Origin of the sequence: Prosthecobacter algae (genome assembly GCF_039542385.1) — a bacterium.
GTDB lineage: Bacteria > Verrucomicrobiota > Verrucomicrobiia > Verrucomicrobiales > Verrucomicrobiaceae > Prosthecobacter > Prosthecobacter algae.
This window is the reverse complement of sequence record NZ_BAABIA010000006.1, coordinates 384,198-398,114: the sequence shown is the minus strand read 5'-3', so window position 1 is coordinate 398,114 and position 13,917 is coordinate 384,198. Positions and strand designations below refer to the sequence as shown.

Sequence of the window (13,917 nt, the reverse complement as noted above, 5' to 3'; positions counted from 1 at the left end):
TGCGTGCCAATTCATCCGGGCCGCATCCTCGCCCTATCGCCGCTTCCCAAACCACGGGACTTGGCAAGTCCCGCTCCTTGGGCTGTCCATGGCGGCACTGAGAAGTTTTGAGGCCTGGAACAATTCCGCACCCTCCCAAAAAAACTTAGGCTCTGACAGAGGTCGGAGAAAGGTTTGAACTTTCAATAACCTCCGTCAAAGCCTGTTTGAATTTAGAGAAAACGGATGGGTATTCTACATTTCGGAGAAGGCTTTCAATGTAGCTTGGGCTTTTTGGGCATCGGCCTTTCCGGTAGTTTTTTCTGAAGGCTTTTGCGCAGCTTTGTCCTGCTCGGTCTCCACTTGTTTTGTTTGCTGCGAAACCGTCGAGTCAATCTGGGCGATGCCACTGAGCAGCAGTCCAGATTCCCAATAGCGGCCTAAATCGCGAAGGACATCCTCAAGCGTGTATTGAGTCGCTTCTTTGTCGAAATTCACGGCCATCTCAGCATAAACTTTTTCTTTTTTGAGGTGGATCGCTTTAAGGATAACACTCAATGTTTGCTGTTGAAGCACGTGACCGTTGATAGAGGCTCCTAACCCTTTGGTGCCGGTGGCGATAGCGCTCAAAGCTCGGGTGGCTTGTACTCCTGTGCTGATTGCTGCAGAAGTGGTCAGTCCCATCGTTAAGAAATCGCTGATGATGTTGCTGCCCGTCATGTTGCGCCTCAATGACTCATGATAAATGGTGTGGTTCTCATCCACTAAAGCTGTCATTTCTTTAGCTATTTGATTTCTGACGACTTTTTGTTGTGGAGTGCCTTGATTGCTATCATAAACTTTCCTAAAGTAATTATCATTTCCGGGGTCGGTGTAATTAAACCGAGTTGAAGTGACATGGGTGCTGTACCTCGAATTCGCAGTGTCTAAACTGATTGCACGTTTAGGCACTTGATAGCCTCTGGACATGGGGACGCCGCATGAGCTGATGATGCAGGCAAACAGCGGAATGATAAGTATATTGATGGTGTTTCTCATCGGGAGTGAGTTGATGTTATTTAGTTTGTATTAATACACGGATGTAAAATCCATGGCGGCATAAGGTTGATGGCTTGGGTTAAGTCTTGCAAGATGCATTGAATCTTTATTTAGTTTAAATGAAATAAATATAATAAATTTTAATAAATAAGATAAATATGTATGCAAAATAACCAGGAGTCACTCTGGAGCAGGTCAGTGAACCTTAATGAGCGAGGGCTGCTCGTGCGCTAGAGCACATGGGTTGGCGCAAGCCCCATTGCCGCGCCCAACTCGAGGAAGAACAGGAACGGCGAGCGCGATCCGGAGATGCACCGGACAAAAGGGCGATCGTTGGCACTACGCTATCCCCCTCACTCCACCCATTCCAGCCTCATCGAATTCGCCACTTGCTGGAACATGGGGAAATATTTCTCCAGGCGTTCTTTGGCCATGGGGCTGTCGGCGGGGCCGGGGCAGTTGAAAAAGAGGATGATCATCTGGCCCTCGTAGAAAGTCTTGAACTCCACCACGGCCACGTGCGCTCCGGTGTTGCCCATGGGGCCCTCGGCGGTGGCGATCTTCAGCCGCAGGCTGCGTTTACCATCGGTCTCATTGAAGGTTTCCATCCTCGTTTCCTGGAACTGCATCAGGTTCAGCCCGATGGATTTGAAGTAGCGTGACTCCGAAGCCGGGGTACAGGCTTTGAAGGCCTCCTCCACGGTCTGGCCAGCGGGCAGAGGAAACACCTGAAGATTTCCATTCAGATGACCGTTGCCCCACACATGCACGTGTTTTTGGGTCATGTCGGGATTGCGCGGCATCATGGGCTTCCAGCTCATGGGCCAAGACAGCGTGATCTCCACTCCCTCGCGCTTCGTCGTCACCGGTGTGTGGTAGCCTTGCAGCATTTCCAGCGCAGGCTGTTCCCGATATTTCGGGCAAAAGCTCAGCAAGTGGCCACGGATCGCAGGCATCTTGATGTCCCCCCGCGCCCGCTCCTCCACACGCTGGAGAAAGAGCCGCAGCTCCGCCTCCCCGGTGATCTCCTTCACCGTCTCCACCGGGTCATCAAAGTTTTGGTCCATCTTGGCCAGTTCCGCCTTCATCGCCTCGCCACCGCCGCGCAGCATGTCCTCCTCCAGGGCACGTTTGCCCTGGGCCAGGGGCGACTGCGTCCACAGGCCCTGCGTCTTTTGGATCTCCGTTTTCATCGCCGGGAATTTCTCCAGCAGCAGTTCCATCTGCCGCTCCATCGCCGCGGCAAAGGCCCGCGCATGCATCAGCTCCGTCCGGCGATCCACCTCTTCCTCTTCAGCGGACGAGGACTGGCCCTGGGCAGGGAAAAGCAGCCCGACGAGGGCAAGGCAGCACAGCCACCGCAGCGGCGCCGAAAGGGCAGGGGAAATGGAAGGCATCCGCCTAAGAGAACGCCCGCGCCAGAAAAGTAAAAGGGGAAAACACCCCGGCGCAAACAACGCCCCCAGATGGCCGCCTGCCTGCTTCATGCCATCCAGGCGGGCCGCTGCTTCGTTGATCTCTCGGTCCCACCTTGCAACTTCCCGCAAGAAAGTCCTTCACTCCTCCGTAGCACCTTCACCCCCAATTCATGAAAGTCCTGAACCGCCGCCAATTTCTCCGCGACCTCGGCATCTCCGCCACGGCTCTGCCGTTCCTCGCGGGCCTGCCCAGCATCACGGGCGCACCGGCCCCGCAGAAGCGGCAGCGGCTCATCGTCATGTTCTCGCCCAATGGCACGCTGCCAGGCGAATTTTGGCCGGACAAAGAGGGCGCGGACATCGAGTTCAAGTCCATCCTCAAGCCCCTGGAAGCCTTCCGGGAAAAGACTCTGATCCTCCACGGTATCGCCAACAAAGTGCAGGGCGATGGCGACAGCCACATGCGCGGCATGAGCTGCCTGCTCACCTGCGATGAACTGCTGAAGGGCAACATCATGGGCGGTGGCGGCAATCCGGCCGGCTGGGCCAGCAACATCTCTATCGACCAGGAAATCAAAAACTTCCTCCAGAGTCGCCCGGAGACCCGCACCCGCTTTGGCTCCCTGGAGTTTGGCGTCGCCGTGCCAGACCGTGCCGATCCCTGGACGCGCATGAGCTACGCCGGGGGCAACCAGCCCGTGGCCCCTGTGGATGATCCCCACCAGATGCTGGGCAAGCTCTACGGCCGCATGAAGGACAAGGAAAGCCTCGTTAGCATCCTGGATGACGTGCGCAGCGACCTGAAGCGCGTCTCCTCCAAACTCAGCGCCCGCGACAAAGCCCTGCTGGACCAGCACATGACCCTCGTCCGCAGTCTGGAACAGGATCTGGAAAATGCCGATAAACAGGGCGCGCTGGCCCATCCCGTGCCGCAGATTGATCCCAGCATCGAGCTGGTGAATGACAACACGCCCGAGATCAGCCGCGTGCAGATTGACCTCCTGGTCAACTCCCTCGCCAATGACATGGCCCGCGTGGCCACACTGCAATACATGCGCTCCGTCGGCATGGCGCAGATGCGCTGGCTGGGCATCGAGGAAGGCCACCACTCCCTCTCCCACGATCCCGATGACAACAAGGACAGCTACGCCAAGCTGCTGAAAATCAACACTTGGTTCGCCGGTGAATTTGCCTACTTGGCCAAGCGCCTCAGCGAAACCCCGGAGCCCACCGGCGACGGCAACATGCTGGACAATACTTTGTTAGTCTGGACCAACGAACTGGGCAAAGGCAACAGCCACACCCTCAATGACATCCCCTATGTCATGGTCGGCGGCGGGGCCGGTTTCAAAATGGGCCGTACCCTGAAATTCGACAAAGCCGCTCACAACCGCCTCTGGCTCAGCGTCGCTCACAGCATGGGCCACACTGGCCTGCAGACCTTCGGCAAAGCCGAACTCTGCGACGGCGGTGCCCTCCAACTTTCCTGAGGCCAAGCGGCGGGAGGACACTTCCAATAAAGTCATCCGCCCTCACCGTCTGCTTGCACTCCGGCCTTGCCGGGGCGACTTCACGGGTTCATGACTCCCGCTGCCGATTCCCTCGCCACCCCTCCCCAGGCCCAGCCCTGGCTGGTGCGCATTCCTGAAATCTTCGAAGGCATTTCCGGCAGCATCCTCCAGCAGTTCGGCAGCAGCACCAGCACCCGCTTGGGGCATGAGTACCACCTCATCAAGACCCTCACGCCGAAGGCCATCCACCAGTCCGAGGCCGCCAAGTTTGCCCGCTGGAATCTGCCCATGCACCACACCTGGCCCTGCAATCCGCAGAAGATGGAGGGTTTCATCGAAAAGGCCGCCCAGACCCTGCTGAAGAAATTTGGCGAAAGCCAGCCCCAGGGCCTTTTCATCGGCCAGCTCAATCCCACCTCGCCGGACAAGTATTACAAAAGCCTCGCCTCGAATCTCCGTGGCCGCGCCCTCCAGGTCTTCCCGAAGATGGCCGCAGGCAATGTCGAGGAGCAGGACCCCGCCGCCAATACGCTCTACTGCCTTGTGGGCAAAGAAGGCCTCTTCACCGGCCTGCAGTCCCCCCGCCTCTGCAATGGCCTCTACCCTGGCGGCAGCAAGTACATCGACCAAGACTCCCCCGATACCATCAGCCGCGCTGGGGCGAAGATCGCTGAGGCCCTGCACTACCTCCTGCTGCACCGCCCGCCCATGCCCGCAGGCAGCCATTGGGTGGAGCTGGGCGCTTGTCCCGGTGGCATGACTTCCGAGCTCCTTGCCCGCGAGCAGCGTGTCACCGCCATTGATCGCGCCCCGCTGGATAAGCGCCTCAATGGCCGTGCCGGGCTGAAGTTCATCCATGCCGATGTCGCCACCTTCACCCCCCAGGACGGCACCGTGTATGATGCCCTCTTGTCCGATCTCAATGGCCCCCCGTTTGAGTCACTGGATCACGTCATTCGTCTGTCGCGCTCCCTGCGTCCCCGGGGCCTCATCGTCTTCACGCTGAAGGTGCCCCGCATCGAGACCGTGGAGGAACCATGCGACCTCTTCCGCAAGATCGTCAAGACCGCCACCGCCGCAGGCCTCCGCCTCTTTGCCCAGACCCACCTCACCTACAATCGTCACGAGTTCACCCTCTTCTTCGAAAAACAGGGTCAGGGAGTGGGCGAGTCATTTTGGAAAAACGCGCCGACCCGGAAGGATTAGGCTGTTTTACACCTTTGGTTAGGCGCATCAATCCTCGATGGAAACCCGCCCTCGCAAGGTCCAGCGAATGTCCTCCAGCGGCTGGAAACGGATGTCGTCCAGCAGCCAGCGGCTGCCCACACGCTTCAGCATCGGCATGTCCACCCACGGGTAGGTTTTGCCAGCCTCTTCATAGGTCAGCACCACAGGCACCCGAGCTTCATCGCCTGTGATCACGGCTTCCCCGACTTTGAAGGAGGTGCCCCCTTCGTAGCAAGACAGGAAGATGGAGCCCTCATTCATCGGCAGTTTCATCCCCTCGTTTGCGGGATCAGCCAGCCAAGTCTCAATCTTGGTCCGGCACTCATTAAAATGCGCCAGCAGGGAAGGGGTGAAGCAGCCCTGCAAATGTTCAGTCACCTGTTTTGGAATGGCATTGCGCTGGTGGAAAAAGATCTCGTTTTCGTACAGCGCCCGCACCGTCTGCTCTGGCGTGCTGCCAGCCTGGGGCGGGGGACCGGCCTCTGCATAGGGCCTTTGCGCGCCATGGAAAAGCTGCTCGTAACTGGTCCTCTCCTCGGTCTCCTTTTCAGGCCCAGCCCAGACAAGACCTGCGCATCCAGCACTGATGAGATAAAGACAGGCAAAGTTCATGGCGTGCGGTCTGTGACTTTCCAGCCCGCAATCTGTTCGACGAAATCCTTCCTCGCCTCCATCTTCCCTTCGTCGCCATGCCGTCCGCACTCCGCCTCTTAGCTCGCACCGCCCAGGCCCTGCTCGCAGCGTGGCTGCTCACGCATTGCGCCAGCATCACGCCCGTGCCCACCGTGTCATTTACTGATCACCGCCATGCCATGCTCCATGCGGACCTCGAGTATGTGGATGCCGCCACCGGCCAAAAGATCCTCGTGCCCGCAGGTTTTGTGACGGATCACGCCAGCATCCCGCCTAGCCTGCGCCCGTACTTTGAGTCCGGTGGCCAGGCTTACCAATACCCCGCCATCGTTCATGACTGGCTCTACTGGTCCCAGACCACCACTCGTGCGGAGGCAGACCGCATCTTCGCCTCGGCCATGGCGGATTGCGGTGTGGGCGAGGTAAAACGCAAGGCCATCTATGCCGGCGTGCGCGCTGGGGGCGAGTCCGCCTGGAAGAAGAACCAAAAGGAGCGCGAGCAGGGCCTGCCCAAAGTCATCCCCGCCACCCATCGCGATCCCCGCACCTGGCCCGCCCAGGTCACCTGGCCCCAGCTCCGCCAGCAGCTCTCCGCCGCCGGGGTGCGCTGAGCAGGTTTCTCTAAAACACGGGCAATCTCAGCTATTGCATCCCCAGGCCGAAAACGGCAATATTCGAAGTCATATCCGCCGCCGATCCGCGTTATCTCTCTCGTCCCCCCACATGCCCGAAGCCCCCGTCCTCCTTTACTGCCGTTGCGCCTATGCCCAGGTCGTCCCCTCCGGCGTTAAAAACGCTGTCCTCGCACAGCTCTGCGAATCCGGCACCAGCTTCGAGACGGTCTCGGACCTCTGCGAAATGGCCGCTCATCGCGATCCCCGCTTGCAGCAGCTCGCCCAGTGCGGCCGCCTGCGCATCGCCGCCTGCTATCCCCGCGCCGTCACCGGCCTCTTCCATCAGGCGGGTGCACCCTTGCCTGAGGGCACCGAGATCCTGAACATGCGCAGCCAGACCGCCGAGGACATCACCCAGCAGATGCTGCGCCCTGCCGATGCCCCACTCCCCGCGCCAGCCGTCGCTGCCGCTGAAGCCTGATTTTTCACCCGCCTGCCATCGTCATGATCACCCACACCGCCCGCCCGCTGAAAGTCGTCCTTTATGAAGGCAATGGTGCCCTGCCACTGCCGCCCGAGGCCCGCCTCAAGGTCATGACCGCCCTGCTGGACAAAGGCTACGCCGTATCCCGCGTCACCCCCACCAGTGTCACCGCCACACCATCGGACGATCACACGCTGCTCCTCCTCGGCACCTTCCCCCAGCGTCAGGCTCCGGCCCTGGAAGACGTCACCGGCCGCATCCAGATCGAAACCCGCGACATCACGGATCTCGATCCCGAAACCGTCGTCGCCTTGGTGGATAAAACACGCGGCGACAAGCCCATGAACGAACCCGGCAAGTGGAAGCCCTGGTTCCCCGTCATTGACTACAGCCGCTGCACCAACTGCATGCAGTGCCTCAGCTTCTGCCTCTTCGATGTTTACGGCGTCAGTGAAGAAAACAAGATCCAGGTCCAGAACAACGACAACTGCAAGACCAACTGCCCCGCCTGCTCCCGCGTCTGCCCGGAGGTGGCCATCATGTTCCCCAAATACCAGGCCGGCCCCATCAATGGCGACGACGTCAGCGCCGCCGACCATGGTCGCGAAAAGATGAAGGTGGACATCTCCTCCCTCCTCGGCGGCGACATCTACTCCGCGCTCAAGGACCGCAGCGCCGCCGCCAAGAGCCGCTTCAGCAAAGAGCGCAGCCCGGACAAGGCCCTCGACGAGCGCAAAAAATGCCTCACCAAACTCGTCAGCGATGGCTTCATCCCCATGGATGTCCTCGCCTCCCTCCCCAGCCCGGACGAGATCCTCCGCAAGGCCGAAGTGGCCAAGGCCCGCGCCGCCGCAGCCCTCGCCGCCCAGCCGGGTGCCCAGCCCGCCTCCTGAGCGGAAACTTTGACCCCCGCTTGACTTTCCTGGTAGCATCGGCACCACATCCGCTGCACATCGCCTCATGCCCAAAGCCTCTCCTCAAAAATGGTGGATCGTCCGCCGTTCCGCCATCCATCAGCGCGGCATCTTTTCCCGCACCCACATCCCGGCGGGCACGCCCATCATCGAATACACCGGTGAAAAAATCACCAAGGCCGAAAGCGAACGCCGTGGCAACGCCCTCGCCGCCCGCGCCGCGAAGACCGGCGGCGCCGCCGTGTACATCTTCACGCTGAACAAGACCCACGACCTCGACGGCAGCACCTCCGGCAACACCGCCCGCCTCATCAACCACTCCTGCGAGCCGAACTGCGAGGCCTTCATCACCCGTGGCCGCATCTGGATTCACGCCAAGCGCGACATCCCCGAAGGCGAAGAACTCTCCTTCAACTACGGCTTCGCTCTCGATACCTGGGAAGACCACCCCTGCCGCTGTGGCAAGCCTTCCTGCGTCGGTTACATCGTCGATGAAGAGCACTGGCCCAAGCTGCGCCGCCTCCTCAAAGCCCGTGCCCAGCGCGCCGAAAAAATCGCCGCCCTCGAAGCCCGCGCCGCCGAGCTCCAGCAGCAGCTCGATGCCCTCGACACCCCCAGCGCCCCCGCCACCAAAGTGGCCCAGAAGAAAACCACCAAGGCCACCAAGAAAAAGCCTCAAAGGTAGCCCGCACAGTCCCTGTGCGGAAAGCCGCGCCGCAGGGTCACACACCCCCGCACCAATAAACGCTACCGCCAAGCCTCACGCGTAGCTGCCTGCGCCAGCAGGTGGCCGAATCGTAGGGTGTGTTTGATAATCCGAACAAACACCGTCACCGCCCACCCGTAGCCACCTGTGTCCCGCACGCGGGATGGGCTCAAAGGTAGCCCGCACAGTCCCTGTGCGGATAGCAGCCCCGCTAGGTCACACACTCCCGCACCAGTAAACGCTACCGCCAATCCTCACCCGTAGCTGCCTGCGTCCCGTACGCGGGATGGGCTGTTTTTACAGGATTAACAAGATGGCAGGATTAACAAGATGTGTGGCAAGAGGTCGGGTTTGTTCGGTCTGCTGGTGTTTAGCCTTTAGGCGATTCAATGACCTCTCGCACCTTCTCAAAGATCGCCTAAAGGCTAGACACCAGCAGAGCTGGCGGGAGCCTGAATGTTAGATCGAAAGACCCCAAGGAGCGGAACTTGCCAAGTCCCGTGGTTTGGGGGGGGCGAACGGGGGCCTGGAGGAGTGGGATGGGCTGTTTTTACAGGATTAACAAGATGGCAGGATTAACAGGAAGTGTGACAAGGGTGCGGGTTTGTTCGGTCTGTTGGTGTTTAGCCCTCAGGCGATTCAATGACTTCTCTTACCTTCTCAAAGATCGCCTAAAGGCTAGACACCAACAGAACTAGCGGGAGCGTAGCGGTAGGCCGGAAGATCCCCAAGTCCCGCTCCTCGGGGGGCTTTGAGCGGACGACGGGTTTTAGATGGAGCGCACGCGTCTCGCGTGCCGTCTTCGGCGTCCCGCCGAAGACCGTGAACCGAGGTGGCTGCTACGGAGTGCCAGGCATGGGGCTGCGGGCCTGGAGAACCGTTTCCCGCGAGGACGCAGGAAACGCTCGGCGGGATCACCGCAGTCGCGGTACTTAGCGCCCGCGCTCCATGGCGAACGGGGACGGATGAGCTTGACGAAAGCGCCAGAGGACTGGCGCAGCCCAGGACGCTCTGCGGCTGCGGAGGCATCTCAGCCTAACCAAGGATTAGAAAGCGCTGGCCTGGTAGCGTTTGCGCAGGCGGGCGCGGATCTGGATGGCGGCGAGGTTCAGGGCCACGACGAGCAGGATGAGCAGGAGCGTGGTGGCAAAGACCATGGGCTTGGCCCCTTCGGAATCGGGGGACTGGAAGCCAAGGTCGAAGATGTGGAAGCCAAGGTGCATGAATTTGCGCTCGGCATGGATGAAGGGCCAGGAGAGGTCCAGGGGCAGGGAGGGGGCCAGTTTGACCACGCCGGTGATCATCAGCGGGGCGACTTCGCCCGCACCACGGGCCATGGCGAGGATGACGCCGGTCATCACGCCGGGCAGGGCGCTGGGCAGGACGATGCGCTGGATGGTCTGCCACTTCGAGGCACCGCAGGCGAGGGCGGCTTCCCGCACGCCACGTGGCACGGCGACGAGCGCCTCCTCGGTGGCGACGATGACGACCGGCAGGGTCATGAGGGCGAGGGTGAGCGAGGCCCAAAGGATGCCGCCGGTGCCGAAGGTGGGCGTGGGCAGGCTGTCACTGAAGAAGCCGCCGAAGTAGGGGCAGCGGGCCACGGTGATAATGACCAGGAAGACGCTGGCGATCCAGAGGGTGCCTTCGACCTTTTGCAGAAACTTCTGCCGCTTTTGCTGGGTGGGGATGGCGGTGCGGTTGTGGGTGGAAAGGTACACCGCGAAGCCGATGCAGGCCAGCGCGCCAATGCCTGCGGCAAACCACCAGTTGGGCGCGAGGGGATACTGCACACCACCGTCGATGAAGCCACCGACGCCATAAACGAAGAAGCCGAGACCGAAGACCCCGAAGACGATGGAGGGCACACCAGCGAGGTTGTTCACGCAGATGCGGACGACCTGCACCAGGAATCCCTGGCGGGCATATTCACGCAGGTAGATGGCGGCGATGATGCCAAAGGGGGTGACCATGAAGGCCATGAGCACCGTCATGACAAAGGTGCCGAAGATGGCGGGGAAGATGCCGCCCTCGGTATTGGCTTCGCGGGGCTCGGCCATGAGGAATTCCCAGATGGCCTGAAGGAAGACGATGAAACGACCGCCGAGGCCGAGGTCGTTGGGCTGGTAGAAGTGGAGGATGTCGCCGACGTTCTGCGTGCGCTCCTCGCCGGAGGCCAGCTTGTAGAGCAGCTTGTCGGCGGTCTGGGCGGCGCGGAGTTTCTGTGCCTCGTCGGCCAGGGTCTGATAGAGGGCCTGCTCTTTGGCGATCTCGGCCTTCACATCTTCTTTGCGGGAGCGGACCTCCAGCTTTTTCATGCGCGCATTGATGTCGCCAATCTCATGCTTCTCGATACGCAGGATTTCCTCGCGGCGTTCGTTGCCTTGCTTGACGAGGCGGGCGAATTCGCCAGCAAAGGCGGCATCGTCACCGGGGATCTTTTTGCCATCGGCCAGTTGCAGGGCCAGGGGGGTGAAGATGGCATCGCCATACTCCATGCGCTCGGCCACATAAATGCCTTTGGCATCGGTTTGGGAGACGATGTCGGAGTCGTTGATGAAGCGGAAGGCCAGGTTGTAGGCGTCCTTGTTGCCGGTGAAGATGGAGTGCTCGGTGACGAAGCTGCCGTCGGGCTTGCGGCGCTGCTGGGACTTCACCAGGCTGCCGGCGATGCGGGTTTCTTTGTCGCCTTCCTTGATGGTGTACACGGCCACGCGGTCCGGCCAGAAGACGGAGAGGCCATTGAAGGCAATGAGCAGCAGCAGGCCGCTGATCATGATGAGGCCGAGGGTGAGTCCTGCGGCGGTGAGCCACACTTTCACCTCGCCTTTGGTACGGGCCGGCTGTTGGGGAGTCGCGAGGGGCATCAGACGATTTTGAATTTGTCGCGCAGTTTCTGGCGCAGGACTTCGGCCACGGTGTTCAGCACGAAGGTCATGCCGAAGAGCACCAGGGCACCGAGGAAGAGGGTGCGGTAGTGGGTGGAGTTTTGCGCGGCCTCAGGCAGCTCCACGGCGATGTTGGCCGAAAGGGTGCGCATGCCGTTGAAGGGGTTCCAGTGGTCCGCCAGCGGGAACTTGCCGCCGCCGAGGCCGAACTCGCCTAACAAGAAGTTGCCCGAGGCATCGAAGAAGCCCGTGTTGCCCGTGGCCATCACCACGACCATCGTTTCACCCACGGCCCGGCCCAGGCCGATCATGACGGCGGAGAGGATGCCTGCGGAGGCGATGGGCAGGACGACGGAGCGCACCACCTGCCAGCGCGAAGCGCCGAGGGCTTCCGAGGCGGAGGTCAGGGAAGGGGGCACATTCGAAAGGGCATCCTCCGCGATGGTGAAGATGACGGGGATGACAGCGAAGCCCATCATGAAACCGACGACGAGGCAGTTGCGCTGGTCATAGGACATGCCGGTGAAGCGCGGCCACCACATTCGGAAATCGGCGATCTGGCTGCCATCCGGCATGGTGGCGACAAAGGCGACTTTCTCAAAAGCCGGGCCGAGTTGCCAGCCGAGCCAGGCAAAACCGAGCATGACCGGGGCGATGATGAGGTACTCCGTTCCTTTCGGCAGGCGGTTGCGGTAGACGATGGGCATGCGGCCCCACAAAACGCCCAGCAGGCTGGCGGAAACGGGGATGGAGATGACCAGCAGGATGACCGAGGGCACGCGGTTTTCGATGAGCGGGGCCAGCCAAAGGGCGGCGAGGAAACCGAGCACAACGGAGGGTAGTGAGGCCATGATTTCCATCGCCGGTTTGACGATCTTTTTCATCCCGGGGGCCAGGAACTGGGAGGTGTAAATGGCGGCCAGCAGCGCGATGGGCACCGCGAAGAGCATCGCGTAAAAGGTGCCCTTCAGGGAGCCCATGATGAGGGGGATGAGGGAGAGCTTCGGCTCAAAGTCATCCGTGCCGCTGGTGCTCTGCCACTCGTACTTGGGCCCGGCAAAGCCCTCGTACCAGACCTTGCCAAAGAAGGCGCTCCAGCCAGCTTCCGGGTGCGGATCGCTAATCTCATAGAGGTGCATACTGCCCTGAGTATCGAGAAAGCCGATGTGCTCCGCCTTGGCATCCATGGCCACGGAGACTGCCTCAAAGGGCAGCTTCACGCTGCGGCGCACGCTGGCCGTGGTGGCGTAGCAGAGGGCGCACTCTTTGGCATTGCCGACCAGGAAGGATTTGTTCCGCTGGCTGGCGCGGTAGTAGGTGATGGGGCCATCGAGGGGCTGAAATTCCTTGGTCTGGCCAAAGAGACGCATGGTGCCGCCCTCGGGTACGAAGAGGCTGAAGATGCGGACTTTCCCCTGCTCATTGTAACAAACGAGGCTGACCTGACCAAAGAGGTAATCCACCCCGGAAACCTGGCCGCCATCGAAGGGCTTGAAGCGCTGGCGCAGTTCCCAGCCGCTGCCCAGGCGGTAAAAATACAGCACCTCCCCAGCATCGGTGAGGGTCACGAGACTGTCGGCGGTACCCGCAACGAGGACGCGCTGAGGCTTGGCCCCGGCGAGGAGGGGGGTGAGGTCTTCGCGGGCATCAATCTCAGTCTTGCCCTTGCCCATGAGGCTCTTTTTTTGCCGCAGGCTCATGGTGGTGAGCTGGGGCTGGCCATTGACCTCCTGAATGGCGGCAAAGAGCTTTTTGTCACCTGAGTCCGCGTAGTCCATGTCTAGCACGGGGGTGGGCGTAGCGGCGGGAGCTGCTGCTGCGGCTTCGCGCAGGGGCAGCAGCGGCTCGGCCTTGACGGCGGGTTTGATCAGCGGTTTGCCCTGGGCCTGGTATTCCGACTGGTAATGGATGCCGACAAAGCCCACCTGCCCATCTGCCGTGCCGATGGCCATGCGGCCTGTGACAGGATCGTGACGTTTCGCGGTGATCTGGGTGCCTGTGGGCAGGCCCGTAGGCAGGCGCTGGGCGGGGCCGCCTTTCACAGGCTGGAAAACGACCTCGCTGCCACCATCAAAGTAGAAGGGCAGTTCCGACCATTCATCCAGGCCCACCAGGGCACCCGTGGGGGCGGAAAGGGCGATCTTGGTCTTTTCTTCCACCCGTGCGCCCTGGAAAAGCGGGGCGATCTCCAGAGCGATGAAGGCAAAGATGCCGGAGACGGCGACGATGATGCCGATGCCACCGAAGACGATGGCCGAGTTCATGAATCGATCCCAGCGCAGCGTGCCTTTAGAGACAATGAAGCGTTCTGGAACGGGGCGTGATGCACCCGGTGTCTTCGTGGCGGGTACGTCTGAGGGACTGGGCGACATGCGGGAGGAGACCGGGTCTTACCGACCCGAATGGCTAGAAAGACGGTGGTGGCCCTTTTTGCAAATGACAAAAACGACGCAAAGGTGACGGAATTGTCACATTGGACGGTGGGTAAAGCGATGCCAAAGGCTG

The 13,917-nt window shown here is 60.8% G+C and carries 11 protein-coding genes and 1 pseudogene; 7 read left to right on the top strand and 5 right to left on the bottom strand.

Going from position 1 to position 13,917, the window contains the following annotated elements; all coding sequences use genetic code 11:
• Positions 1-234: 234 nt before the first annotated feature.
• Complete coding sequence (locus ABEB25_RS16265) at positions 235-1,017, bottom strand: hypothetical protein (protein ID WP_345737477.1); 783 nt, start codon at positions 1,015-1,017, stop codon at positions 235-237.
• Positions 1,018-1,254: 237 nt separating this feature from the next.
• Here ABEB25_RS16265 and ABEB25_RS24535 point away from each other — a divergent pair.
• Positions 1,255-1,366: pseudogene (locus tag ABEB25_RS24535) on the top strand (IS5/IS1182 family transposase); the annotation flags it as partial.
• A gap of 4 nt (positions 1,367-1,370) precedes the next feature.
• Here ABEB25_RS24535 and ABEB25_RS16260 read toward each other — a convergent pair.
• Positions 1,371-2,414 (bottom strand): hypothetical protein, encoded by a 1,044-nt coding sequence (locus ABEB25_RS16260; RefSeq protein WP_345737476.1) that lies wholly within the window; start codon positions 2,412-2,414, stop codon positions 1,371-1,373.
• 191 nt (positions 2,415-2,605) lie between these two features.
• On the opposite strand from ABEB25_RS16260, the gene ABEB25_RS16255 reads away from it, so the two are divergent.
• Together ABEB25_RS16255 and ABEB25_RS16250 are read left to right on the top strand one after the other, a co-directional pair.
• Positions 2,606-3,925 carry a DUF1552 domain-containing protein gene (locus ABEB25_RS16255; RefSeq protein WP_345737475.1) on the top strand — a complete coding sequence of 440 codons (1,320 nt, stop codon included), beginning with the start codon at positions 2,606-2,608 and terminating at the stop codon, positions 3,923-3,925.
• A 90-nt stretch (positions 3,926-4,015) separates the two neighbouring features.
• Positions 4,016-5,152 (top strand): SAM-dependent methyltransferase, encoded by a 1,137-nt coding sequence (locus tag ABEB25_RS16250; RefSeq protein ID WP_345737474.1) that lies wholly within the window; start codon positions 4,016-4,018, stop codon positions 5,150-5,152.
• A 27-nt stretch (positions 5,153-5,179) separates the two neighbouring features.
• Here ABEB25_RS16250 and ABEB25_RS16245 read toward each other — a convergent pair whose 3' ends face one another.
• The gene (locus tag ABEB25_RS16245; RefSeq protein WP_345737473.1) at positions 5,180-5,785 is read right to left on the bottom strand and encodes a hypothetical protein; all 606 of its coding nucleotides are present in this window, start codon (positions 5,783-5,785) and stop codon (positions 5,180-5,182) included.
• A gap of 77 nt (positions 5,786-5,862) precedes the next feature.
• Between ABEB25_RS16245 and ABEB25_RS16240 the strand changes: the two genes are divergently transcribed.
• From ABEB25_RS16240 to ABEB25_RS16225, 4 genes are all read left to right on the top strand, one after another.
• A complete protein-coding gene (locus ABEB25_RS16240) occupies positions 5,863-6,417 on the top strand; it encodes a DUF1353 domain-containing protein (protein ID WP_345737472.1) in 555 nt (184 codons plus the stop codon).
• Between the two features lie 112 nt (positions 6,418-6,529).
• Positions 6,530-6,901, top strand: a complete 372-nt coding sequence (locus ABEB25_RS16235) for a hypothetical protein (protein WP_345737471.1) — start codon at positions 6,530-6,532, stop codon at positions 6,899-6,901.
• Between the two features lie 23 nt (positions 6,902-6,924).
• A complete protein-coding gene (locus ABEB25_RS16230) occupies positions 6,925-7,797 on the top strand; it encodes a ferredoxin family protein (protein ID WP_345737470.1) in 873 nt (290 codons plus the stop codon).
• A gap of 67 nt (positions 7,798-7,864) precedes the next feature.
• Positions 7,865-8,503 (top strand): SET domain-containing protein, encoded by a 639-nt coding sequence (locus tag ABEB25_RS16225; RefSeq protein WP_345737469.1) that lies wholly within the window; start codon positions 7,865-7,867, stop codon positions 8,501-8,503.
• Between the two features lie 1,067 nt (positions 8,504-9,570).
• Here ABEB25_RS16225 and ABEB25_RS16220 read toward each other — a convergent pair.
• Positions 9,571-11,391 (bottom strand): ABC transporter permease subunit, encoded by a 1,821-nt coding sequence (locus tag ABEB25_RS16220; RefSeq protein ID WP_345737468.1) that lies wholly within the window; start codon positions 11,389-11,391, stop codon positions 9,571-9,573.
• Positions 11,391-13,784, bottom strand: a complete 2,394-nt coding sequence (locus ABEB25_RS16215; RefSeq protein ID WP_345737467.1) for an ABC transporter permease subunit — start codon at positions 13,782-13,784, stop codon at positions 11,391-11,393. Before ABEB25_RS16215 ends, ABEB25_RS16220 begins: the two co-directional genes overlap by 1 nt.
• Positions 13,785-13,917: the final 133 nt, after the last annotated feature.